The organism is Streptomyces sp. HUAS MS02 (assembly GCF_055702265.1).
In genome coordinates this window covers 8,945,884-8,969,953 of record NZ_CM146747.1, presented here as the reverse complement: position 1 = coordinate 8,969,953, position 24,070 = coordinate 8,945,884, and the positions used below count along the sequence as shown (strand labels likewise).

General features: G+C 72.0%; 18 protein-coding genes and 1 pseudogene. 5 read left to right on the top strand and 14 right to left on the bottom strand.

What is annotated here, in order from left to right; genetic code table 11:
- Nucleotides 1–100 precede the first annotated feature (100 nt).
- Nucleotides 101–637: a hypothetical protein gene (locus ACZ9QC_RS38750; protein WP_472917375.1), complete on the top strand. Its 537-nt coding sequence runs from the start codon at nucleotides 101–103 to the stop codon at nucleotides 635–637.
- Between the two features lie 11 nt (nucleotides 638–648).
- On the opposite strand, the gene ACZ9QC_RS38745 is transcribed toward ACZ9QC_RS38750, so the two are convergent.
- On the bottom strand, nucleotides 649–4,023 hold the full coding sequence (locus tag ACZ9QC_RS38745) for a pyruvate carboxylase (protein WP_472917374.1): 3,375 nt from the start codon (nucleotides 4,021–4,023) through the stop codon (nucleotides 649–651).
- A gap of 473 nt (nucleotides 4,024–4,496) precedes the next feature.
- On the opposite strand from ACZ9QC_RS38745, the gene ACZ9QC_RS38740 reads away from it, so the two are divergent.
- The gene (locus tag ACZ9QC_RS38740) at nucleotides 4,497–6,416 is read left to right on the top strand and encodes a protein kinase domain-containing protein (RefSeq protein WP_472917373.1); all 1,920 of its coding nucleotides are present in this window, start codon (nucleotides 4,497–4,499) and stop codon (nucleotides 6,414–6,416) included.
- Between the two features lie 48 nt (nucleotides 6,417–6,464).
- On the opposite strand, the gene ACZ9QC_RS38735 is transcribed toward ACZ9QC_RS38740, so the two are convergent.
- The 5 genes from ACZ9QC_RS38735 to ACZ9QC_RS38715 all read right to left on the bottom strand — a co-directional run bounded on the left by ACZ9QC_RS38735 (nucleotide 6,465) and on the right by ACZ9QC_RS38715 (nucleotide 10,960).
- A complete protein-coding gene (locus tag ACZ9QC_RS38735) occupies nucleotides 6,465–7,307 on the bottom strand; it encodes a MurR/RpiR family transcriptional regulator (protein ID WP_472917372.1) in 843 nt (280 codons plus the stop codon).
- A gap of 117 nt (nucleotides 7,308–7,424) precedes the next feature.
- Nucleotides 7,425–8,345 carry an ABC transporter substrate-binding protein gene (locus tag ACZ9QC_RS38730; protein WP_472921928.1) on the bottom strand — a complete coding sequence of 307 codons (921 nt, stop codon included), beginning with the start codon at nucleotides 8,343–8,345 and terminating at the stop codon, nucleotides 7,425–7,427.
- A gap of 28 nt (nucleotides 8,346–8,373) precedes the next feature.
- A complete protein-coding gene (locus ACZ9QC_RS38725; RefSeq protein ID WP_472917371.1) occupies nucleotides 8,374–9,063 on the bottom strand; it encodes an ABC transporter permease in 690 nt (229 codons plus the stop codon).
- Complete coding sequence (locus ACZ9QC_RS38720) at nucleotides 9,060–9,725, bottom strand: ABC transporter permease (RefSeq protein ID WP_472917370.1); 666 nt, start codon at nucleotides 9,723–9,725, stop codon at nucleotides 9,060–9,062. Before ACZ9QC_RS38720 ends, ACZ9QC_RS38725 begins: the two co-directional genes overlap by 4 nt.
- On the bottom strand, nucleotides 9,722–10,960 hold the full coding sequence (locus ACZ9QC_RS38715; RefSeq protein WP_472917369.1) for an ABC transporter ATP-binding protein: 1,239 nt from the start codon (nucleotides 10,958–10,960) through the stop codon (nucleotides 9,722–9,724). Before ACZ9QC_RS38715 ends, ACZ9QC_RS38720 begins: the two co-directional genes overlap by 4 nt.
- 205 nt (nucleotides 10,961–11,165) lie before the next feature.
- Between ACZ9QC_RS38715 and ACZ9QC_RS38710 the strand changes: the two genes are divergently transcribed.
- Nucleotides 11,166–12,071, top strand: a complete 906-nt coding sequence (locus ACZ9QC_RS38710; RefSeq protein WP_472917368.1) for an amidohydrolase family protein — start codon at nucleotides 11,166–11,168, stop codon at nucleotides 12,069–12,071.
- 83 nt (nucleotides 12,072–12,154) lie between these two features.
- Here ACZ9QC_RS38710 and ACZ9QC_RS38705 read toward each other — a convergent pair whose 3' ends face one another.
- From ACZ9QC_RS38705 to ACZ9QC_RS38695, 3 genes are all read right to left on the bottom strand, one after another.
- Nucleotides 12,155–13,597 carry a cytochrome P450 gene (locus tag ACZ9QC_RS38705; RefSeq protein ID WP_472917367.1) on the bottom strand — a complete coding sequence of 481 codons (1,443 nt, stop codon included), beginning with the start codon at nucleotides 13,595–13,597 and terminating at the stop codon, nucleotides 12,155–12,157.
- Between the two features lie 161 nt (nucleotides 13,598–13,758).
- A complete protein-coding gene (locus ACZ9QC_RS38700) occupies nucleotides 13,759–14,376 on the bottom strand; it encodes a phosphoribosylanthranilate isomerase (RefSeq protein WP_472917366.1) in 618 nt (205 codons plus the stop codon).
- Nucleotides 14,377–14,442: 66 nt separating this feature from the next.
- Complete coding sequence (locus ACZ9QC_RS38695) at nucleotides 14,443–15,687, bottom strand: PucR family transcriptional regulator (protein ID WP_472917365.1); 1,245 nt, start codon at nucleotides 15,685–15,687, stop codon at nucleotides 14,443–14,445.
- Between the two features lie 360 nt (nucleotides 15,688–16,047).
- Between ACZ9QC_RS38695 and ACZ9QC_RS38690 the strand changes: the two genes are divergently transcribed.
- Nucleotides 16,048–16,911 carry a DUF4394 domain-containing protein gene (locus ACZ9QC_RS38690; RefSeq protein WP_472921927.1) on the top strand — a complete coding sequence of 288 codons (864 nt, stop codon included), beginning with the start codon at nucleotides 16,048–16,050 and terminating at the stop codon, nucleotides 16,909–16,911.
- Between the two features lie 124 nt (nucleotides 16,912–17,035).
- Here the strand turns inward: ACZ9QC_RS38690 and ACZ9QC_RS38685 are convergent, their stop codons facing one another.
- From ACZ9QC_RS38685 to ACZ9QC_RS38665, 5 genes and pseudogenes are all read right to left on the bottom strand, one after another.
- Nucleotides 17,036–18,421: an LCP family protein gene (locus ACZ9QC_RS38685; RefSeq protein WP_472917364.1), complete on the bottom strand. Its 1,386-nt coding sequence runs from the start codon at nucleotides 18,419–18,421 to the stop codon at nucleotides 17,036–17,038.
- A 389-nt stretch (nucleotides 18,422–18,810) separates the two neighbouring features.
- A pseudogene (locus tag ACZ9QC_RS38680) lies at nucleotides 18,811–19,161 on the bottom strand (DUF7144 family membrane protein); the annotation flags it as partial.
- Between the two features lie 46 nt (nucleotides 19,162–19,207).
- Entirely contained in the window at nucleotides 19,208–19,678 is a 471-nt protein-coding gene (locus ACZ9QC_RS38675) for an SHOCT domain-containing protein (protein ID WP_472917363.1), read from the bottom strand.
- A 113-nt stretch (nucleotides 19,679–19,791) separates the two neighbouring features.
- On the bottom strand, nucleotides 19,792–21,081 hold the full coding sequence (locus ACZ9QC_RS38670) for a hypothetical protein (protein ID WP_472921926.1): 1,290 nt from the start codon (nucleotides 21,079–21,081) through the stop codon (nucleotides 19,792–19,794).
- Between the two features lie 486 nt (nucleotides 21,082–21,567).
- Nucleotides 21,568–22,344, bottom strand: a complete 777-nt coding sequence (locus ACZ9QC_RS38665; protein WP_472917362.1) for an HdeD family acid-resistance protein — start codon at nucleotides 22,342–22,344, stop codon at nucleotides 21,568–21,570.
- A 207-nt stretch (nucleotides 22,345–22,551) separates the two neighbouring features.
- On the opposite strand from ACZ9QC_RS38665, the gene ACZ9QC_RS38660 reads away from it, so the two are divergent.
- Complete coding sequence (locus ACZ9QC_RS38660; protein ID WP_472917361.1) at nucleotides 22,552–23,967, top strand: DUF2252 domain-containing protein; 1,416 nt, start codon at nucleotides 22,552–22,554, stop codon at nucleotides 23,965–23,967.
- Nucleotides 23,968–24,070: the final 103 nt, after the last annotated feature.

Below are 24,070 nucleotides of genomic sequence, written 5' to 3'. Positions count from 1 at the left end.
GCCGCCGCCCCGGTCCGGCCCGCGCACCCCGTATAAAGGGACACGTCCCGTGAACTGGGAGCAACGGGGCGTACGGGCGTACGAGTTGAAGGGCTGACGTATGGGCACGGGCAGGGGCCGGTTCGGCGTCGCGGTGGCGGCGTCCCTGGCGTGGGCGCTCACCGGCTGCGGCGGGGGCGGCGTTCCGGACGACGGCTCCGGCGGCGGCGCCGGGTCAAGGTCGGAGGAACGACAACGGCCGACGACTGCCCCGACGTACGCCCCCGCCGACCCGCGCGACCGCGACGCGGGACGAGACACGACAGACGACACCAGCACGGGCACCGGCACGGGCCGTGGCACCGCCCCCGACACCGGCACCAGCACCAGCACCAGAACCGACGCCTGCTTCGACGGCCGGTGCGTCCTCACCGTGTCCGGGCCACGGTCCATCGAGGTCGACAGCCGGTTCGGCGTCGGCGACCTCCGGGTCACAAAGGTCACCGACGACACGGTCGTGCTCCGGTCCTCGGGAGCCGGCACCGTCCTCAGCTCGTCGCTCGGCGCGGGCGGCACCGGCGGCCTCAACGGCCTCGGCTTCCGCGTGAAGTCCCTCCGGGGCGGCACAGCGGTGCTGGAGTTCTTCCCCCGCGCCTGAACCGTGCGGTGTCAGGCGATCTCGACGAGCAGGTCGCCGCCCTCCACCTGCTGGATCTTGTTGATGGCGAGGCGGGAGACCCGGCCGGCCTTCGCGACCGTGATGGTGGCCTCCATCTTCATGGCCTCGATGGTGGCGACCGTGGCGCCGGCCGCGACCTCGTCGCCCTCGGCGACCGCGAGGGTGACCACCCCGGCGAACGGGGCGGCGACATGGCCGGGGTTGGAGCGGTCGGCCTTCTCCGTGACGGGGATGTCGGCGGAGGCGGCCTTGTCGCGGATCTGGATCGGCCGCAGCTGGCCGTTCAGCGTCGACATCACCGTACGCATACCGCGTTCGTCCGCCTCGCCGACGGCCTCCAGACCGATGAGCAGCCGCACACCGGGCTCCAGGTCGACGGCGTACTCCTTGCCGGGGCCGAGGCCGTAGAAGAAGTCCTTGCTGTCGAGGACGCTGGTGTCGCCGTAGGTCTGGCGGTGGTTCTCGAACTCGCGCGTCGGGCCGGGGAAGAGCAACCGGTTGAGGGTGGCGCGGCGGTCCTTCTCCAGTCCGGCGCGGTCCTCGGCGGTCAGGTCCTGGACGGGCTTGGCGTCGGCGCGGCCCTGCAGTGCCTTGCTGCGGAACGGCTCGGGCCAGCCGCCGGGCGGGGTGCCCAGCTCGCCGCGCAGGAAGCCGATGACGGAGTCGGGGATGTCGAACCGGTCGGGCGTGGCCTCGAAGTCGGCGGGTGACACTCCGGCGCCGACGAGGTGCAGCGCGAGGTCGCCGACCACCTTGGAGGAGGGCGTGACCTTCACCAGGTGGCCGAGGATCCGGTCGGCGGCCGTGTACATGGCCTCGATGTCCTCGAAGCGGTCGCCGAGACCGAGGGCGACGGCCTGGGTGCGCAGGTTGGAGAGCTGGCCGCCGGGGATCTCGTGGTCGTAGACGCGCCCGGTCGGGGAGGCGAGGCCCGCCTCGAAGGGGGCGTAGATGCGGCGGACGCTCTCCCAGTAGGGCTCCAGGTCGCCCACGGCCTGCAGATCCAGTCCCGTGGGCCGGTCGGAGTAGTCGGTCGCGGCGACGATCGCCGACAGCGACGGCTGGGAGGTGGTGCCCGCCATGGAGGCCACGGCCCCGTCGACGGCGTCGGCGCCGGCCTGGATCGCGGCGAGGTAGGTGGCGAGCTGTCCGCCGGCCGTGTCGTGGGTGTGGATGTGCACCGGCAGGTCGAACTCGCGGCGCAGCGCGGTGACGAGCTTGGTGGCGGCGGGGGCGCGCAGCAGGCCCGCCATGTCCTTGACGGCGAGGACGTGGGCGCCGGCCTCGACGATCTGTTCGGCCAGCCGGAGGTAGTAGTCGAGCGTGTAGAGCTGCTCGGCGGGGTTGGACAGGTCGGAGGTGTAGCAGAGGGCGACCTCGGCGACGGCCGTCCCGGTGGCGCGTACGGCGTCGATGGCGGGCCGCATCTGGCCCACGTCGTTGAGCGCGTCGAAGATCCGGAAGATGTCGATGCCGGTCTCGGTGGCCTCCTGGACGAAGGCGTCGGTCACCTCGGTCGGGTACGGCGTGTACCCGACGGTGTTCCGACCGCGCAGCAGCATCTGGAGGCAGATGTTGGGCGCTGCGGCCCGGAAGGCGGCCAGGCGCTCCCAGGGGTCCTCGGCGAGGAAGCGGAGGGCGACGTCGTAGGTGGCGCCGCCCCAGCACTCCAGGGAGAGCAGCTGCGGCAGGGTCCGGGCGACCACGGGGGCGACGGCCAGCATGTCCTTGGTGCGGACCCGGGTGGCGAGCAGCGACTGGTGGGCGTCGCGGAAGGTGGTGTCGGTGACGCCGATGGTCGGGGACTCGCGGAGCCAGCGGGCGAAGCCCTCCGGGCCGAGTTCGACGAGCTTCTGCCTGGAGCCGGCCGGGGGTTCGGCCGTGGTGGGCCTCGGCAGCTTGGAGGACGGGTCGATCAGGTCGGGGCGCGGGCCGTTCGGCTTGTTGACCGTCACGTCGGCCAGGTAGGTGAGCAGCTTGGTGCCCCGGTCGGCGGAGTGCCGGGAGGTGAGCAGGTGCGGGCGCTGCTCGATGAACGAGGTGGTGACCTGGCCCGCCTGGAAGTCCGGGTCGTCGAGGACGGCCTGGAGGAACGGGATGTTGGTGGCGACGCCCCGGATGCGGAACTCGGCGACCGCGCGCCGGGCCCGGTTGACGGCGGTGCTGAAGTCCCGGCCCCGGCAGGTCAGTTTGACCAGCATGGAGTCGAAGTGGGCGCTGATCTCCGTACCGGCGTGGGTGGTGCCGCCGTCGAGGCGGACACCGGAGCCGCCGGGCGAACGGTAGGCGCTGATGCGGCCGGTGTCCGGGCGGAAGCCGTTGGCGGGGTCCTCGGTGGTGATACGGCACTGCAGGGCCGCGCCGCGCAGGGTGACGGTCTCCTGGGAGAGTCCGAGGTCGGCGAGGGTGGCTCCGGCGGCGATGCGGAGCTGGGACTGCACGAGGTCGACGTCGGTGACCTCCTCGGTGACCGTGTGCTCGACCTGGATGCGGGGGTTCATCTCGATGAAGACGTGGTTGCCGTCGCGGTCGAGGAGGAACTCGACGGTGCCCGCGTTGCGGTAGCCGATCTCCCGGGCGAAGCGGACGGCGTCGGCACAGATGCGCATCCGCAGGGCCGGGTCGAGGTTCGGGGCCGGGGCCAGCTCGATGACCTTCTGGTGGCGGCGCTGCACCGAACAGTCGCGTTCGAAGAGATGGATGACGTCGCCGTGGCCGTCGGCGAGGATCTGCACCTCGATGTGGCGGGGCTCGACGACGGCCTTCTCCAGGAAGACGGTCGGGTCGCCGAAGGCGGAGGCCGCCTCGCGGGACGCCGCCTCGATGGACTCCCGCAGCGCCGCCGGGTCCTCGACGCGCCGCATACCGCGTCCGCCGCCGCCGGCGACGGCCTTGACGAAGACGGGGAAGCCGATCTCGTCGGCGGCGCGCACCAGTTCGTCCACGTCGGTGGAGGGCTCGGAGGAGCCGAGGACCGGTACGCCGGCGGCGCGGGCCGCGGCCACCGCACGCGCCTTGTTGCCGGTCAGCTCCAGGATGTGCGCGCTGGGGCCGACGAAGGTGATGCCGGCCTCCTCGCACGCGCGGGCCAGCTCGGGGTTCTCGGACAGGAACCCGTAGCCCGGGTAGACCGCGTCGGCGCCCGCCAGCCGGGCGGCGCGCATGATCTCCTCGACGGAGAGGTACGCGCGCACAGGGTGACCGGGTTCGCCGATCTCGTAGGCCTCGTCGGCCTTGAGCCGGTGCAGCGAGTTGCGGTCCTCGTGCGGGAAGACGGCGACCGTCCGCGCGCCCACTTCATAGCCGGCGCGGAACGCACGGATCGCGATCTCGCCACGGTTGGCGACCAGTACCTTGCGGAGCATCCCTGATCCCTTCGAGCTGCCATGAGGACACCATGGTCCCGGCAATGATGCCGTCGCACCACAGGAATCGTGTCACTCAGTGCCATGTGAGCCCCGTCACTTCCCGACCCAGACTGCACACCATTCGAACATTTCGCCCTCCCGACGCGCCCATGGTCAGCCACTCCCCCGGGCCCTCCGCGACTTAAGTGACCCTCAGTGCCACACGAGCCGTCACGCCGACCCGGCGTACCGGGTGAAGGGCACCACGCCCGGCGGAGAGCGCCGCGTGCGGGTCGGGTGCTTCACCGATCCCACGGGCACGGTGCCGCGGGTCGGTCCGGTCGGCTCGGGCACGACGGAGGTGCGACGCACGGTCTCCTGAGATGCCGAGGGGTCGGAAGTGACCGAAACCCGGACCGCGGGCCCGCGCTGAGCTAGCCTCAGCTCCAGGGGGCGAACTGACGTGCGCCAAAAGTTATTTCGGGGGTGTTGTGTCAGACCAGCGGCCGGGGCCACCGGGATCAGCGGACAGGGCTCCGGCGCTACGGCAGGCGGGGGCGCTGCCGCTGCGTCCCGGCGACCCGGACCGGATCGGCCCGTACGTGTCGCTCGGGCTGCTCGGCAGCGGCGGTATGGGGCGCGTCTATCTGGCGCGTCCCGCCGACGGCGGTCCCGACCTCGTCGCGGTGAAGGTGATCCGGCCCGAGTACGCGGAGGACGAGCGGTTCCGCCGCCGGTTCGAGCGGGAGGCGGCGGTCCACGGCCGCGTGCGCACACCGCGCATGCCGCGGCTGGCCGGGACGGGTTTCCGGGACGAACTGCTGTGGATGGCCACCGAGTTCCTGCCGGGACTCGATCTGGCGGCGGCCGTCCACGAGGACGGTCCGCTGCCCGTGGCCGCCGTCCGACGGCTGGTGACGGAGCTGGGGCAGGCGCTCGCCGACCTCTCCGCCGCCGGGATCGTGCACCGGGACCTGAAGCCGTCCAACGTCCTGCTGTCCGCGTGGGGCGCGCACGTCATCGACTTCGGCATCGCGAAGGCCGCCGACGCGAGCGCGATCACCGGCACGGGCAACCGGGTAGGCACCCCGGCCTACATGTCGCCGGAGTATCTGCGCACGGGCGACTGCGGCACGGCCTCGGACGTGTTCTCCCTGGCCTGCGCGCTGATCTTCGCGGCGACCGGCAGCGCGCCGTTCGGTGACGGCACCGGCGTCGACGTCATGCACCGGGTGGCGTTCGAGGAGCCCAACCCGAAGGTGATCGCCGAGATCGCGGCGGCCGACGCCCCGCTCGCCGCCCTCCTCGACGCCTGCCTGGCCAAGGAGCCCGAACAGCGGCCGACACCGGCACAGCTGATCGAGACGGCCTCGTCGGGCAGCGGGGCGCAGCCCTCGCCGCCCGACGAGGGGCGCGGGGAACTGCGCGACCAGCCCCCACCGAACCCGCACGTGGGGGTCACAGGGGCGCAGCCCCTGGATGGGGGCACCTCCCGCTCGAGCGAAGCCGAGAGTGGGGCAGGGACGGGTAGGGGCGGCGGGGACGAGAACACCCCGTGGCCCGAACCCCTGGGCAGCAAGATCATCGCCCGGCAGCGGGCCTACGAGACCCTGCGCAGCCTCCCCCTCGAACAGCCCGGCCCCGCGCGGGCCGGCCGGGCAGCGGCAGCCGGCCCCGCCCCGAGTCCCGCGGGCGTCGCCTCGGCGCAGCCGCCACCGCCCGCACCGCCCCGCTCCCGGCTCCGCCGCAAGCGGGTGCTGGTCGGGGCCGCCGGAGCGGTCGTCTGCACGGCGACCGCCGGTGTCGTCGTCCTGACCCTGCTGAGCCCCTCCACCACGACCGCCTCGCCGCAGCGGGGGACGACACGGTCCGCCGACGCGCTCCCCGACGACGACGTCACGGTGTCCGCGCCCTCGGGCCGAAACGGTGCCGACGCCGCCCCCGACGGCGGATCGAGCGACGCGGAGGTGTCCGGCAAGGACGAGCGGGCCTCGGCCGACGGCGATGCCGAGCGCCCCGACACCGATCCCTCCGACTCGGACAAAAGCACGAACGCGGGCAGGGGCGACGACCCGCACACCGACGCGCCCGCGCCCGCCCCCGGGAGCAGCGCCCCCGCCGAGCCGTCCCAGGAGCCGACCGAAACGTCCACCGAGCCCTCGACCCCGGCCTGGCTCACGGACTGCACGTACTACTACGGCAACGGACGCACCCGCCTCGGCGACAGCGGCGACCGCGTGCTCCAGGCGCAGTGCATGCTGAGCAAGCGCGGCTACGGCCTGGCCGTGACCGGCGAGTTCGACGCCGACACGGAGGCCGCGGTGCGCAGCTTCCAGCAGGACAAGGGGCTGTTGGCCACCGACGGCGTCGTACGGCCGCGCGTGTGGAAGGCGTTGCGCTCCACCGAGTGAGCCGCGCCACCCGGTGAGCCGGGCCCGTCCGCCGACGCGGCCGGGCCCTCAGTCGACGAACAGGCCGCGCGCGGCGGCCTGGGCGTCGAAGTCCTCCAGGTGGGCCTGGGCGTCCGGCAGCGCGTCGCACATCGCCTCCAGGAGGACCTGGCCCAGGAGTTGGGGGGCGCCTGCGGTGTCGAAGACGAGACCGGTGCCCACGGCGGCGGGGAGCAGCACGTCGCTGTGGGCCGCCACCGGGGCGAAGGTGCCGTCGGCGACGGTGACCACCGTCAGGCCGATCGCGCGGGCCTCGGCGAGCGTGTCGAGGAGTTCACGCGGGTGGCGGGGCAGCGCGAAGCACAGCAGCGCGCTCGCACCGGCCCGGCGGGCGGCGTCGACGCGGTCGGCGAGCAGGGAACCGCCCTCGTCGAGGAGGCGTACGTCGGGGTGGACCTTCGCCGCGAAGTAGGCGAAGCCGCGCGCCTGGGCCGCGGAGGCGCGCAGGCCGAGCACCGGGAGGGGCCGGGAGGCGGCGAGCAGACGCCCGGCGCGTTCGACGGGTTCGGGGTCCGTGAGCAGGGACGCCAGGTGCCGCAGGTTCTCGATCTCGGCCTGTACTGCGCGCTGGTAGGGGTTGGCCGACGGTCCGTCGAAGACGTGCCCGGTGGCCGCGACCGCCCGCAGGTGGTCGCGCAGGGCCGGGTAGTTGTCGAAGCCGAGGGCGACCGCGAAGCGGGTCACCGACGGCTGGCTGACTCCGGCCGCCCGGGCGAGTTCCACGCTGGACAGGTAGGGCGCGTCCGCGGCCCGCCGGATCAGACAGGCCGCGATGCGGCGCTGGGTGGGGGTGAGCCGACGTCCTTCGAAGAGCCCCTGAAGCCGCGCGGCCGCGCCGACGGCATCCGTCATCCGGTCCTCCAGCCGGTCGTCGTGCTCGGTCCCCTCCCCCGCCCGGCGAGGTGCGCGATGCCGGGCGGGGCGGGGTTGGGTGAACGGTGGTGAAGCAGCCGATCCCGTCGGCGCGGCTCACTTCACCAGGCCGGCCGAACTCAGCCACTCCTCGGCGACGGAGTCGGCGTCCTCCTTGTCGTTGACGAGCTTCTTCATCATCTCCAGCAGGTCCTCGGTGGTGAGCTTGGCGGAGACGGCGTTGAGCGCCTCCTTGGCCTTGTCGTCCACCGCGGCCTTGTAGACGAGCGGGGTGACGTTCTGCGAGGAGAAGAGCTTCTTCGGGTCCTCCAGGACCACCAGCTTGTCCGCGACGATGGCGGGGTCGGTGGTGTACAGGTTGGCGGCCTGCACCTTGTCGTCCTTGAGCAGCTTCACCAGGGTGCTCTGGGCACCCGCGTCGAGCGGCTGGAACTTGCCGAACTTGACGCCGTAGACCTTCTCCAGGCCGACACCGCCCTGCGTACGGGTCTTGAACTCCGAGCCGGCGCCGAGCGTCAGGTCGCCCGCGACGGGCTTGAGGTCGGCGAGGGTCTTGAGCTTGTACTTGGCGGCGGTCTCGGCGGTGACGGCCACCGAGTCCTTGTCCTCGGCCGTTGCGGAGTCGAGGATCTCCACCGACGACGGGAGCTTCTCCCTCAGTTCGGCGTTGATGTCCTCGGTGCTGGTCGCGGTGCTGTTCTTGTCGACCGCCACCGACAGCAGGGCGCCGTTGTACTCGGGGAGGACGCCGATGCCGCCCTTGACGACCTGGTCGTAGTAGACCTCGCGGGCCCCGATGTCGAACTTGCGGGTCACCTTCAGGCCCTTGCTCTCCAGGGCCTGCGAGTAGATCTCGGCGAGCAGCTGGTTCTCGGGGAAGTTCGCCGAACCGACGACGATCGACTGGCCACCGCCGTCGCCGCCCTCGGCCAGCGGGTTGTCGTCGCTGTCGCCGCCCCCGCCGCAGGCGGTCAGCGTGAGCGCGGTGATGAGGCCGAACGCGGCGCCTCGGTAGATGCCTCGCATGGAATGTTCCTCTCTGGTTTCAGGACTTCGACGCCGAGACCCGAAGGCCCGGCGAGACGACGACGCGTCGCAACGCGGTGAACACGAGCTGGACGACGAGCGCGAGGACGACGACGACCGTGGAGCCGCCGATGACCAACTCGTAGTCGTTGCGGGAGAGTCCGTCGACGATGTAGCGGCCCAGACCGCCGAGGCCCGGGTACGCGGCCACGGTCGCGGTGGCCACGACCTGGATCGCGGCGACCCGCAGGCCCAGCAGGATCAGAGGCAGCGCCATCGGCACCTCGACCCGTGTGAGGACCTCCCACTCGGTCATGCCGACGCCGCGCGCGGCGTCCCGGGTGGCGGGGTCCACACCCCGTACGCCCTCGAAGGTGTTGATGAGGATCGGCGGTACCGCGAGCGCGACGAGGGCGACCAGGACGGGCGCGGTGCTGATCCCGGCGAGCGTGACGACGAGGACGAGCAGGCCGAAGGTGGGGATCGCGCGGGCGAGGTTCGCCACGCTGGCCACGGCGAAGGCGCCCCGGCCGGTGTGTCCGACGAGCAGTCCGAACGTCAGCCCGATGAGGGCGGCGAACAGCAACGACAGTCCGCTGTAGGTGAGATGTTCCATGAGCCGCCGGGGGATGCCGTCGTCGCCGTGCCACTGCGCCGAGGAGGTCAGCCAGTCGCCCACGAGCTGCATCTGGTTCAGGAAGTCGTTCATGCCGAAGCCACCTTGTTCCGGGACCACGGGGTGAGCAGTCGCTGCGCCAGGACCAGCAACGCGTCGGTGGCGAGGGCGAGCAGCATGATCAGGGCGATCGCGGTGACGATCGGGGTGGGGAAGTCGAGTTGGAGGCCGCGGGTGATGTAGTAGCCGAGACCGCCCTGGCCGATCAGCTGTCCCACGGCGACGAGGCTGATCGAGGAGACCGCGGCGACGCGCACGCCGGCGATGACGACGGGAACGGCGATCGGCAGCTCGACCTGGACGACTCTGCGTACGGTGCCGAAGCCCATGGCGGTCGCCGCGAGCCGGACGTGCTCGGGGACCGAGGCGAGGCCGTCGACGACGTTGGGCACCAGCACGGACAGGGTGTAGAGCGTGAGCGGGATCATCACGGTCTGCTCGGTCAGCCCCGTGTACCGGACGAAGATCATGAACAGGGCGAGCGACGGGATCGAGTAGAGGATGTTGGACACGGTCAGCACCGGCGGGTAGAGCCAGCGCCAGCGGTGGCACAGGATGCCGAGCGGCACGGAGACGATCAGTCCGAACAGCACGGGCAGCAGGCCGAGTCTGAGGTGGATGCCGGTGTACTCGGCGAGTTCGCCGGTGTGATCGACGATCCACTGCCACCTGACGAGCGGTTCGTCGCCTGTCATCGGTCCTCACCGCCTCGGGTGTCGACGGCCGGCTTGTCGACAGCGGCCGACTTGTCGACGGCCGGCTTGTCGACAGCGGCCGACTTGTCGACGGTGCCGGGCTCGTCCACGTCCGGGACTTCCGCCTCCGTCGCTCCCTTCACCTCGGTCGCCACGGTCGCCGCGGTGGAGAGTTCATGCGCGTCCACGACTCCGGCGACCGCGCCCTGCGCGTCGACGGCCACGGCGAGGCGGGCGGGTGAGAGGAGGGCCGAGTCGAGGGCGGCCCGCGCGGAGTCACCGGCCAGGCTGAACGTGTGCCCGAGGGGGGTCAGGGGGGCATCGGCGAGGGTGCCGGCCGCCGGGAGGTCGGCGGTGGCGGCCCAGCCGAGCGGTCGTCGCGCATCGTCCACGACGAGCACCCAGGGCGCCTGTGCCGCCCGCGCCTCGGCGACCGGAGCGGCGGACGACAGCACCGGGCCGTCGCGCAGCGGCAGTCGGGTCGCGTCGACGAAGGAGAGCCGGCGGATACCCCGGTCCTGACCCACGAAGTCGGCCACGAAGTCGTCGGCGGGGCTGCCGAGGAGCCGCTCGGGTGTGTCGAACTGGGCGAGTCTGCCGCCGGTGCGGAACACGGCGATGTTGTCACCGAGTCTGATCGCCTCGTCGATGTCGTGGGTGACGAACACGATCGTCTTGTGGAGCTCCTTCTGCAGCCGGACGAACTCGGCCTGCAACTCCGCCCGCACGATCGGGTCGACCGCGCTGAACGGCTCGTCCATGAGCAGCACCGGCGGATCGGCGCCCAGCGCCCTGGCCACGCCCACGCGCTGCTGCTGCCCGCCGGAGAGCTGGTTGGGGTAGCGCTTGGCCATCTCGGCTGGCAGGCCCACGAGTTCGAGCAGTTCCGCGGCCCGGGCCCGGGCCTTCTTGCGGCTCCAGCCCAGCAGCAGCGGAACCGTGGCTATGTTGTCCAGGATCGTGCGGTGCGGGAACAGTCCCGCGTGCTGGATCACATAGCCGATGCCCCGGCGCAGCTCGGGCGCGTTGACCTCGCGGATGTCCCGGCCGCGCAGGCTCACCGTGCCGGCGGTCGGTTCCACCATGCGGTTGATCATGCGCAGGGTGGTGGTCTTGCCGCAGCCGGAAGGACCGACCAGCACTGTGATGCCGCCCTCGGCCAGCTCCAGGGACAGGTTGTCCACCGCTGCCGTGCCGTTGGGATACTTCTTGCTCACCGCGTCGAATCTGATCAAGACTGCCCCTTACCCGACTGAATATAGTCATGCAGAGTTGCCGGTGTCTGAATGACAGTCAATGGAATTACGTGAACAGCACGTTACGTTCACACCAAAGCACACCGGCCGTGTCCGCTTTGCCTGTATTCCGTGACTCTGCCTCCTGTCCGAAGGGCCACGACGACAGTGCCGGGGAGATACGGTTCGGGGTGGGAGGAGCGTCATGACCAACTGCGACGTGCACCAGCATCTGTGGACCCCCTCGCTGGTGACGGCCCTCAGGTCACGCAGCGAGCCGCCGTTCCTGGACGGCTGGACCCTCTTCCTCGACGGTGAGCCGCCCTACGAACTGCCGCCCGCCGACCATGACGTCGCCCGCCGCGCCGCACTCGCCGACAGCGACGGCCTGGGCCGTGCTCTCGTCTCGCTCTCCTCCCCCATCGGTGTCGAGTGGCTGCCGGAGGCCGAGGCACGCCCCCTGCTCGACGCCTACCACGAGGGATCCGCCGCGCTCCCCGAACCGTTCGGCGCGTGGGCCGCGGCCTGCGTACGGGACGTCGACGCGCAGGCCACCGCAGAGGTCCTGGACCAGGGCTTCGTCGGCCTCCAGCTCCCGGCGAACGCCCTGGCCGACGCGGTCGGTTACGCCCGCTGCGCCCCGCTCCTCGACCTCCTCGAAGAGCGCGACCTGCCCCTGTTCGTCCACCCCGGTCCCGCACCCGGCGGCGCCGAGGGGCCCGGCTGGTGGCCCGCGATGGTCCCCTACGTCCAGCAGATGCACTCCGCGTGGTTCGCCTTCCGCGCCTTCGGCCGCCCCCGCCACCCCCGGCTGCGGGTCTGCTTCGCCCTGCTGGCCGGACTCGCCCCGCTCCACGGAGAGCGCTTCGCCGCGCGGGGCGACGGCCGTGACGCCGAAGTGGACCCGGGCGTCTTCGTGGAGACGTCCTCCTACGGGCCGAGCGCCGTCGAAGCCGTGGTCCGCGCCCTGGGCGTCGAGGCCGTCGTCCAGGGCTCCGACCGCCCCTACGCCGAGCCCCCGCAACAGCCCGGCTTCGGCCTGGGCGGGCCGACCGCGTACGCCTTCCGCATCACCAATCCCCGACGCCTGCTCACGGGCACGGCCGACTGAGACCGACGAGGGTGCCCTCCTCCAGCGGGTGCCCTGCCGTCAGGGGCAGGTCGGCTCGGCCCGGCGGGGGCGCGGGGCGGCGGTCAGCGGCCGGGGCGGATCAGGCCCGCGAGGTAGCGCCACAGCGACGAGCGCTGGCGGGCGGACGCGTCCGGCGTCACCGTCTCCGTCGTCCCCGTCTCCCTGTCCCCCGTCGGCTCCGCCGCCGCGCCGTCCGCCGCGCCGTCCGCCGCCGGTCGCTCGGGCGTCGGCGCGAGTTCGTACCGTACGGGCAGCGAGCGCAGGCCCCGCATGAAGGGCGAGGAACGCCAGGGCAGTTGGTCGACGGGGAGGGCGAGGTCCAGGTTGGCGAACCGCTCGAACAGGCGGCCCACCCCGACCGCCGCGACCGTCGAGGCCAGCTCGCGGGCCGGGCACTGGCGCGGGCCGGCGCCCCAGGACAGGTGCGCCCGGGTGCTGACCGTGGTGCTGGGGGCCACATGGTCGGCGAAGAGTGGGTCCGCGTGCGCTGCGGCGGAGGAGACCCAGACCGGGTCGCCCGCGCGGATCGTGTAGTTGCCGAGTTCGGTGTCCTCGGCGGCGAACCTCGGCACGAAGTTCACCAGCGGCGGCTTGCGCATGACGACCCGGTTCATGGCCTCCCGGACCATGCCGGCGGAGAGGCTGGCCCGCACGCTGTCCTCGCCGGAGAGCACCTCGACGACCGTGTTGGAGACGAGGATGCCGACGTGGTCGGAGGTCATGCCGAGCAGCATGAAGAGTTCGCGGGCCAGCTCGTCGAGCGAGAGGTCGGGGTGGGCGGCCAGCAGATACGAGGGGAAGTCCTCCCCCGGTGTCTTCAGCTTCAGCTCGGCCAGTTCCGCCAGCGCGCCGAGCAGCCGGTCCAGGGCGGGCCCCGCGTCGGGACCCGCGTCCAGCACCCGCCACATGTCCATCAGGGCGTCGTCGCCCTGGGAGCCGGGGAAGCCCAGCAGATGGCTGGCCACCATCAGCGGCAGGGGCCGGGAGAACTGGGCGGACAGGTCCGCCAGCCCCGTGCCGCCCGCCTGGCCCATCAGGGTGATCAGCTCGTCGGCGTACGCGGTGACGGCCGTCTTCAGCCGCCTGGCCTGGGGGTTGCGCGGGTCCTGGAAGGGCTTGAGCGCCTGGTCCCACGCGGTCCGCAGGGTGCGGTAGCCGGGGCCGCCCTGGATGAGGACGTGGTTGACCTCCAGGGAGGGGCCGAGCGGCCAGTCGGCCGGGACCCGGCCCTCGGTCCTGGCCCGCCAGTTCTCCAGGCCCTTGGGCCAGCCGGCGTCGTCCTGGAGCACCTGCAACGCCTCGCGGTAGCCCAGCACCAGCCAGGCGGGGACGCCCAGCAGATCAACCGGCGCCACCGCGCCGTGCCGCTGCCTCAGCCGCTCGTACACCAACGACGGACGCGTCTCGTAGTCCCGGGTCAGCAGGGGTTCGGGAGACAGCTCCTCCAGCCCCGCCCCGTCCCGTTCCACGGACACGCCCTCACCCGACTGGGTTTCCCTCACCATGCCGCCCCTCCGACACTCCCCGTACCGGACCACCTTCAGCCGGTAGCCGGGACGTGGGGACCCTACCCCAGGGTCACTTCCGGGGGAACGGCGGGCGGCACCACTCACAGCTCCGGTCTCGTGACGCACAGCCGTCGATGTGGCGCCTTGGCCGCCGTCCGTCACCTCGCGGAGCGGGCCGCCTTGATGAACTCCCTGATCAGAGCGTGATCCTTGACGCCTCGGCGCTGCTCCACACCGCTGGAGACATCGACGCCCCACGGGTCGGTGGCGGCGACGGCGTCGCGCACGTTCTCCGGGGTGAGGCCGCCGGCGAGGAGCCATTTCTCCCCGGAGGCCGCCAGCGGCTTGCTCGCCCAGTCCCAGGCGACTCCCGAGCCCGGGACGGGGGCGTCGAGCAGGAGCATGTCCTCCCCGAACTCGCCGCAGCGCGGCACGGCGTCGTCGAACGCGGCGGCGCGGATCAGGGTCCGGCCGTCGGCCGCCAGCTCGTCGTAGTAGGCGCGGTCGTCGGGACCGTGCAGCTGGATCGCCCGGATCCCGGACTCGGCGGCCAGGGAGCGCACGTCGTCCAGGGGCTCCTGGCGGAAGACGCCCACCGTCAGGACGTGCTCCGGCACGCGGCGGCCCAGCCGTGCGGCGGTCGCGGCGTCGATACGGCGCGGGCTGGCCGAGAAGACGAAGCCGACGGCGTCGGCGCTGGCCTCGACGGCGGTGTCGACGTCCTGCTCGGTCCGCAGACCGCAGATCTTGATGAAGAGGGAGTCACTGTTGCTCACGGCACCAGCCTGCCGTATCGCCGACGGCACCGGGAACGGCGGCCGCGGGGTCGGGCGCGTCCGTGGTCAGCGCCACGCTCCCGACTGGCGCCGGGCGACGGCCGCGCTGAGCGCGCGCACCCCCCGGGTGGAGCCCGGGTCCATGCCGGTGAGCTCCCGCACCCGGCGCAGGCGGTAGTCGAGGGTACGGGTGTGGACGTTGAGGGCGGTCGCCGTGGCGCCGCGGTGCATGTCGTTGCGGTAGTACATGTCGAGTGTGACCAGCAGGTCCGGGCCGGCGGCCAGCCGGTCGGACAGTGCGCGCAGCCATGCGTCGACGAACGGCACGTCCGCGACGGAGAGTTCGACGAAGAGGTCCGCCAGGGTGTGCGGCCGCAGACGCGCGGAGGCCCGCCGCAGCGGGGCGGTGTCACTGATCCGACGCGCTCTGTCGAGCGCGTCGGACAGCTCGGGCAGCGGCGCGTCCGCGGTGCCGACGGCACAGGGGCGGCCTAGGGCCTGGGCCACGTCCCGTACGAGGTCCGCGACATGCTCCGGGGCGAGCTCGGGCAGGAGGTCGGGAACAGTGTGCGGTGGCACATTCTCCGCCCGCGCGGCATCGGAATTCACGGGGACGAGCGCGATGAGCTCACCGCTCCCGTCGCCACCCCGCGCACCCCATACGATCGGGGCCCGGTGGCTCTTCACCAGTGTTTCGATCTCGTTTTCCAGGACGCGGTCGACCGGGGGAGGATCAGGCAGCCGGAACACCGTCACCGCGTACCGGTCCGGCAGTTCCATGTCGACGGCCTCGGCGAGTTCCGCCGCTATGGGATCCCCGTTCAGCAATGACCGGGCCAGCAGGGCGATCTGTTCGACGTACGGCATTCGACGGCGCAGTACACGGACGAATCCCTGCCGGTAGGCGCCGATGCCGCGCTCGCCCTGCGGGGCGAACCACGTCATCATCCGCATGAGTTCGTCCACGCCGGCGCCGCGCTGGGCCTCGGTCGCCTCGTTGATCTCGCGCAGCATGAGCGCGGTGTGCACCCGCAGCACCTGCTGCCGCGCGTCGAGGGACATGCCCGCACCGGCCCGCAGCTCCCCCATGGACGCGACGTACTCAAGATCGCTGTCGCTCAACTCCCTGTTGTCCGGCGCCAGTTCGACGGTTCGGTGCCGGAGCCAGACCGCTTGGTCCAGCGTCTGCGCCCGCGCCCGGGGGTCCTTGTCCAGGAACCCGAACTCCGCGATCTCGCGCGTGTACGTCTCTACCTCCCGGCGGGCGTTGGTCGGCGCCTGACGGGCCAGTTCCGCGAAGAGGCTCCCCATGGAAGCGAGCATGTCATTCCGGACGAACGGACCGACAGTCGAGATCCGGACGGCGTTCATCACTCCGCATAAAACGGCGGCAAGTGGGCCGACCAGGTTTTTGTCACCGTGCGCAAAATTCCCGGATCGGGTCGTTCCCGTCATCGCTTCCGCTTGTGTAGGAGTCGTAAAGCGTCGTTAATGAGAGCCGCGTACCCGCCCGTGGGGGAAGAACACCGCAATCGATCCGGCTCCACTCCGGAACGGTTCCGGCTGTCAGTACGGGCAGGAGTACGGAAATTCCTCGACCGAACACCGGACACGGGCGCACGCCCAAACGGGAGGGAAACTCCGATGAAGGCAGGCACGCGAAAGAGAATCATGGCGGCGATGGCGGTCATGGTCACGTCGACCGCACTCATGCTCGGGACACCGGGCACCGGTTCCGCCGCCCCCGCCGCCGCCCCCAGCCTGCGCGCCTACGGGATCACCGGTGACGGCACCCTGATGGCCGCGTTCTGGACCGACCGGGCGGACGTGCTCAACTGGGTCAGGGCCGTCACCGGCCTCAGCGGCGACACGGCGCTCATCGGCATCGACTTCCGGGTGCAGAACGGCACGCTGTACGGCGTGGGCAACAAGGGCGGGATCTACACGATCAAGATCCCGACGGGCACCCAGGACGTCGTGGTCACCAAGGTGTCCCAGCTCCAGTACGCGCTGAACGGCACGAACTTCGGCGTCGACTTCAACCCGGCGGCCGACCGGCTGCGCGTGATCAGCGACAACGGCCAGAACCTGCGGCACAACCTCAATGACCACACGACCATCCAGGACCTCAACCTCACCACCCCGCCGATCGAGGGCACGACCAAGGGCGTGTCGGCCGCCGCCTACACCAACAACGACCTCGACGGGACCACGGCGACCACGCTGTTCGACATCAACACGACCAGCGACCAGGTCGTCATCCAGTCGCCGGCCAACAACGGCACCCTCGCCGCGACCGGCAACCTCGGCCTCGACGCCCAGATCAACGCTGGCATGGACATCTACAGCACGCTGAGCGGCGGCAAGACGGTGGACAACTTGGCCTTCGCCAGCCTCACCGCCCCCGGCGCGAGCACCCCCTCCCTCTACACCCTCAACCTCTTCACGGGGCAGGCCACGCTCGTGAACGACGCCGCCAAGTCCAAGTTCCCCCTGAACATCACGGACGTGGCCGTCTCCCTCACCGGCAGCTGATCCCCCGTCACGCCCTCGTCACGCCCTCGCCGCGGCCCGGCCACCACCGGACCGCGGCGAGTCCGCGCGTCTCCGCGACCGTGTCATGGCCGCCGTGTCACCGGACCGTGTCATGGCCGCCGTGTCACCGCAGCTTCTCCAGATCGAGATCCGACCCCACCACCAGCGTCACCACTCCCGCCGCCGCGTCCGCGGAGCGTGCGGCCTTGACGTCGGGCAGCCGTGAGGCGAGCACCCGCGCCTGCTTGGCGAGTTCGGCCGGGTGGGCGACCGTGGTGGTGGCGGTGTTCTCGGGCGCGTTGCCCGTGCCGACGACCGTGAAGCCCGCCTCGCGCAGCTTCTCCGCGACGGCGGCGGCCCGACCGGAGACACCGGTGCCGTTGAGGACCTGGACGCGCACGGCGGAGGCGTAGATCAGGTCGTTCTTGGCCTGCGCCTGGAGCTTCTTCTTGTCGACCTCCTTGTCGTTGGCCAGGGAGGTGAACAGGTCGGCGGCCTGCGGGTACTGCCAGACGATGTTGGCCTTGTCGGCGGGGACGTCGGCCTCACGGGGGTAGTTGGGGACGGTCAGGAAGGTCAGCCGGTCGCTCGGGATGCCCTTGAGCTGGGAGGCGAGGTCGTAGAGCGGGTCGATACCGTCGAGATCCTCGTCCGTGGTGAGCGACTTGGTGGCGGACTGCAGGAAGTCGTAGAGCGAAGTGGGGCTGGTCAGCCGGGACTTGGCCTTGGCCGCCAGGGTCTCCATGAACTCCTGCTGCCGGCCGATGCGCCCGATGTCGGAGCCGTCGCCGACGGCGTAGCGGGTGCGCACATAGCCGAGGGCCGTCTCGCCGTCGACGGTCTGGCAGCCGGCCTCCATGTCGAGGTGGGCCTTGTCGTCCTTGATGGCCTGCTCGGGGCAGACCTCTATGCCGTCCAGGGCGTCGACCATGCCCTTGAAGCCCTGGAAGTCGACGGACATGAAGTTGTCGATGCGCAGACCGGTGTTGGCCTCGACCGTCCTGATCGAGCAGGCGGCCGCGCCGGCGACCTCACCGCTGGAGCCGCCGATCGCGAACGCCTCGTTGATCTTCGCCAGGTGCGGGCCCGACGTACTGCCGTCGCCCTTCTCGCACGCCGCTATCTCGACCCACGAGTCACGCGGGAACGACACCACGGTGGCCCACTCCCGGTTCGCGGGGAGGTGCAGCACCATGAGCGTGTCGGACTGCATGGTGGTCAGGCCCTTGCCGTACTTCGCGTTGGCCCCGTCACGGCTGTCCGAGCCGACCACCATGATGTTCTTCGAACCCGGGCTCAGATTGACCGGGCGGTTCCCGCCGAGCTTGCCGTCGACGTCGGCGCCCGTGATGTTGTTGTCGAGGTCCTTGTAGACCCAGGCCCCGACACCGCCGACACCGAGGACGAGCAGGGCCGCGCCGCCGGCGAGCCAGCTCACCGTCCGGCCCCGCCGTGTCAGCCGCGTCCCCCCGCCTCCGGCACCCGCGCGCCGCCTACCCGTACCACTCACCGGCCCTCCCCCACCTCGGCCGCACCCGGCCGGTCGACTGCCCCCTGCACATTCGGCGGTCGTGATCACCGAACCCGCAGGACTCTACATGCAGGTAGATATACGGATCGGCGTCCCACACGACTCACCACGCCCCGCGCCCCCGAACGTCACAGAGGCGTCGCAGCGTACAGAGAGACGGCCCTCGGCACGCCCGAGTTGCCCGAGGGTATGAACGGATCGACGGCAACCGGTGCCGCGCGGCGGCGAGTTGGGAACACCCGTGGGCGAACGGCGCCCGTTGGGCGGCGCCTTGGGGGGGCGGCACCCAAGCCTCCACCCGCAACGCGCCGGCGGCGGCGCGGCACTGTTCGGCCGCGCCGCTCGGCACGAGCTGTCTCCATCGAGGACATGGACCAGACGGGGTAGTACGGCAGGGACAGGAAGTTGGCGATGATGATCAGGCCCGCGATGACGACGCCGGCGACGCGGGCCCACAGCGACTCCTGGAAGAGGCCCAGGCTGACCAGCACGGCCACGACGCCGAGGGCGAGGTGGACCCAGCCCCAGCCGGTGAGATCGAACTGGAAGACGTAGTCGCGGGTGGAGACGAATACCTCGTCCTCGGCGATGGCCATGATGCCCCGGCTGATGTCGAGAACGCCCGCGATCATGAGCATGACGGCGGCGAAGGCCGTCAGCCCCTCGGCGAAGGGCCGTGACCGCTTGGTCGAGTGCATGTGTCCGGTGTGTGTGGTCATACCGTTGCCTCGATTCGGTGTCGTGCGGTGAGTGTGGGAGCCGTCCTCAGCGCCCGGCGGCGGTCGGGCCGGCGCCCGTGCCCGCCGAGGCTCCGTGGCCGCTCAGGACCAGTTCCTTGGCACGGCGGAACTCGTCGTCCGTGATGTCGCCGCGCGAGCGGATCTCGGACAGCCTGGCGAGCTCGTCGACGCTGCTGGACCGTCCGTCGCCGCCCCTGGCCGTCTGCCGGACGTAGTCGTCGAAGGCCGCCTGCTGCGCACGCGCCTGCTCCACCTCGCGGCGGCCCATGTTCTTGCCCCGGGCGATCACATAGACGAACACGCCCAGGAACGGCAGCAGGATCGTGAAGACCAGCCAGCCCGCCTTCGCCCAGCCGCTCATGTCGTCGTCGCGGAAGATGTCGACGACGACCCGGAAGAGCAGCACGAACCACATGATCCACAGGAACAGCAGGAGCATGGACCAGAAGACGCTCAGCAGCGGGTAGTCGTACGCGAGGTACGTCGGACCACTCATGTCTCTCCTCCGTCCCGGGCGTTCGCCCGGCAGGTGTCCTGCCGTCCTCGGCGCGCCCCTGGCGCCACGGTCGGCACCGATCCCAGCGTGCCCACGACCGGAGCCGCCCGGCCTCACCCCGGGCGGGTGAGACCGGCCTCCTCCGGGGCGGGGTCCGCCGCGGCGGCGACCACCGACACCAGCGCCAGTACGACCACCACCAGGACGGCGACCAGGACGACCGCACCGACCGTGGGGCGGTTCCAGAGCAGCAGGGCCAGCGCGCCCGCCCCGAGGACAACACCGGTGGTCCAGCGGGGGTGGGCCGCCAGGCCGCGCCCCGCGCGCCCGGTGCTCAGTCCCGCGCTCCGCAGCGACCGCCCGGCCGCCGCGGTTCCGCGCCGGGACAGGGCCCGCACCCTGCGTGCGAGCCGCCCGGGACCGTACAGATAGGCGGCGAGGGCCGTGGCCAGGAAGAGGACGAGCAGGGTGCGCGTACTGTCGCGCAGGAAGCGCAGGAAGGTGTCGAAGACGGCCGCGGCGGCGTCGGGCGGCAGGGTCGCGGGAGGTACTGCGTCCAGGTACACGCGGCGGACGACGACCAGCGCGACGAGCAGCACCCCCATCATGAGGCTGAGGCCGAGGGACGTGATCAGCAGCATCACCCGGTGGCCGGGGGCGGTCCACACCGCCAGGGCGGCGAGGGCGATCGTGATCACGGGCAGCCAGGTGCCGAGGATGTTCAGCAACCGCATGGCGTCCTGCGCCTTGCCCAGTTCGTCGGTGTGGAACAGGGTGATCGTCCGGTCGCTGTCGGGGATGGCGGCGGCCTTGTCGAAGCCCGCGTCCACGAGACGCTCCCGCACCTGGTCGACGACGGCGCCCACGTCGAGCTGGATCGTGTCGCCGGTGGCGCGCAGCGCGCCCTCCCGCTCGCCGGTGAGCATGTGCACCACGGCCGCGTGCGCCCGCCGGTTCGAGCCCTCCCAGACCTGCTGGAAGAGCTCGCTGGTGATGACGCGGGTGACATTGCGGTCCACGACGGTCCTGACCACGGAGCGCAGCGGGCCGTCGAGAGCTCCGGCGCCGGCCACGACCTGCGGCGGTGCGCCGTTCTCGGCGAGCACCTTGGTGAGGGCGTCCGTCACCGCCTCGACGTCCACGTTCTTGACGACCTCGTCGGTGAGCCGCTCGATCACGACGTTCTGGATCGCCGGGTCGGACGCCAGCGGAGCGACCGTCTCGACGTACCGGTCGGTGTCGGCGACGGTGTCCTCGACCCAGGCCGCGACGACGGCGAGCGGAGCGAGCAACAGGGTCACCACGAGCAGAACAGCGGCCCCGGCCATGCGCAGCCCTCGATGCCGCACACCGGCGTGCCGCCGCAGCCGCTCGTACTCGGCCCGCTCCTCGGCACTGATCACATGCCCACCGCCCCCGGCCGCCGAGCCGGCCCCACCGGCCGCCTCGGCCCCTTCGCCCGAGCCGCTCCCACCGCCTCCGGCGCCGGCGCCTGCGCCTGCGCCGATCACGCCACCCGCCGCGGCCCCCTCGCCCGGTTCGGGCTCGTCGGCTGCGTCGGTGCTGCCGCCTGATCCGGTCGCTCTGCCCGGCTCGGTCCCACCCGGGCCGGCCCCGCCGGGGGTGGGGGCGTCATCCGGCCCGGACCGGCCCTCCGGCCCGGGTTCGCCGGTCCGACCGGGCTGCCCGCCCCGCTCGGTCCCCCCACCCCTGGCGACCCCGCCACCCGAGCCGGTGTCGCCACCCGAGCCGGTGTCGCCACCCGAGCCGGTGTCGGCGGCCGGGCCGGTGTCGGCGGCCGGGCCGGGGTTGCCGGCCGGCGGGTCCGAGTTCGGTGGTACGGGGTGGCTGCCCGGGAACATGGCTCCTCCTCGGGGTGTGCGGGAAGCTCAGACGGCGCCCGTGGTCGGACGGGCGTGGGAGCCCGTGAGGCCCTCCCGGCGGAGGGCGGCCCGCCAGGCGAGGGCGACCGTCGCCTCGGCCAGGCCGAGCAGGACGAGCCACAGCCCGAGCAGCCGGGTCAGTGCCGTGGCCGACTCGGTCGGCAGGGCCAGCACCACGATCCCCGCGACGATGCCGAGCGCCGCCACGCCGAGGACGAAGCCCCGGTGGGGCAGGCTCTTGGCGGCGAGGGCGGTGTAGAGCGTGAGGATGCCGGTCGCCAGCCAGACGACCCCCACGATCAGCGAGAGCGCGGTGATGGTCTGCAGCGGGTTCCGCAGGCACAGGACACCGGCCAGGACGTACAGCAGCGCGAGGAGGAGCCCCGGCAGCCGCTCGCCCGCCTCTTCCCGGGCGAAGACGTCGACGAACCGGAACGCCCCGATCGCGAGCAGGTACAGCCCGAGCAGAACCGCGATGACGTGCAGGGTCCCGTCCGGCCAGACCAGGAGGATGACGCCCGGCACGAGCGTGGCCAGCGCCGAGCCGAGGATCCACTTCCAGGACCGGCCGACCCTCCCCAACACCTCCGCCGGATCACCCAGCACCGCGGAGGCGTCCCCGCCCGGCATGCGGCCCGCCTCCCCCGGCCCACGGTCCGCCGGACCGGGCGCTTCGCCCGCGCCACCGGGCACACCGCCCCCCGCTCCGGGACCGGCCCCGGCCCCACCAGGCCTGTAGTCGTCCGCCCCGGTACGCGGTGCCGGGCCAGGGGACTCGGTCATGGCTCCTCCTCGCGTCCTCGTGTCGCGTCCTCGCGGCCGAGCGGGCCGCTTCCGCACCGTCGGCGCACGGCGGTGCGGTGACCTCACCGGGCCAGCGTCCCGCCCCCACCCCGCCGGTCGGATCACCCCCGGCGGGTGATCCCCGGGCACCGCACGGCCGAGGAGGGTGGACGGAACGCCGGGCCGGCGGTTCAGGAGGTGTGTGTCATGACCAGTGCGAGCGCATCCAAGGCGTCACCGACCGTGGCCGAGAGGGCCGCGCACGGCCGGGAGGCACGCAGACGCGCCTCCCGGTCCTGTCACGGCTGGTTCGAGTCGGACGCGGACGCCGACCGGACCGATCCCATCGAGGTGATCGAGCGTCAGTCGGCGGCCCGGGTACCGGAGTTGGTGCCCATCCGCTACGGCCGCATGCTCGAATCCCCGTTCCGCTTCTACCGGGGCGCGGCGGCCATCATGGCGTCGGACCTCGGCCCCCTCCCCAACACCGGCCTGACCGTGCAGCTCTGCGGTGACGCCCATCTCCTCAACTTCCGACTGCTGGCCTCGCCCGAACGCCACCTGGTCTTCGACATCAACGACTTCGACGAGACCCTGCCCGGCCCGTTCGAATGGGACGTGAAACGGCTGGCGGCCAGCTTCGTGATCGCGGGCCGGGCCAACGGCTTCTCCACCGAGGATCAGGACAAGGCGGTACGGACGTGCGTGAAGACGTACCGGCGCCGCATGCGCGAGTTCGCCGGCATGCCCACCCTGGACATCTGGTACGCCCAGGACGACGCCGACCGGCTGCGGGAACTGCTGGCGTCGTCCATGGACGAGAAGAGCCGACGCCGTACGGCCGAGGCGACCGCGAAGGCCCGTACGCGCACCCACCTCCAGGCCTTCGAGAAGCTGACCCGGGTCACCGCCGAGGGCCGGCTGATCGCCCCCGACCCCCCGCTGATCACCCCGCTCCGGGACCTGCTCGCGGACTCCGCCGTGGAGGGCCAGGAGAAGGAGCTGGGGAACGTGCTGGACCAGTACGCACGCACCCTGTCGTCCGAGCGCCGGCATCTGCTGCGCCGCTACCACGTGGTCGACATGGCCCGGAAGGTGGTGGGTGTCGGCAGCGTCGGAACGCGTTGCTGGATCGTGCTGCTGCTCGGCCGCGACGACACCGACCCGCTGCTGCTCCAGGCCAAGGAGGCACAGGAGTCCGTGCTCTCCGCCCAGCTCGGCGGCGACAACTTCGACAACCAGGGCCGCCGGGTGGTGTCGGGGCAGCGCCTGATGCAGACGACCAGCGACATCTTCCTCGGCTGGACCCATGTCCTCGGCCTCGACGGACGCGAACGGGACTTCTACGTACGGCAGTTGCGTGACTGGAAGGGCATAGCGCGCCCGGAGACCTGGGACCCGGGACTGCTGCGGCTCTTCGCCCGGGTGTGCGGCGCCAGCCTCGCGCGGGCCCATGCCCGCTCCGGCGACCCCGTCGCCATCGCCGCCTACCTGGGTGGGAGCGACCGCTTCGACCGGGCGCTCGCCGAGTTCGCGCAGTCCTACGCCGACCGCAACGACCGGGACTTCGAGGCGCTGGGCGTGGCCGCGCACACGGGCCGGGTCCGCGCGGAAAGCCTCTGACGTACCGGCTGCCCATCCCCCTCGCCCCCCACCTCACCCCCGGCGCATTCCGGCAGCCGGGGGTGCCCCGGTTCACTCCGGGTTTCGCTGCTTCACTTCTTCA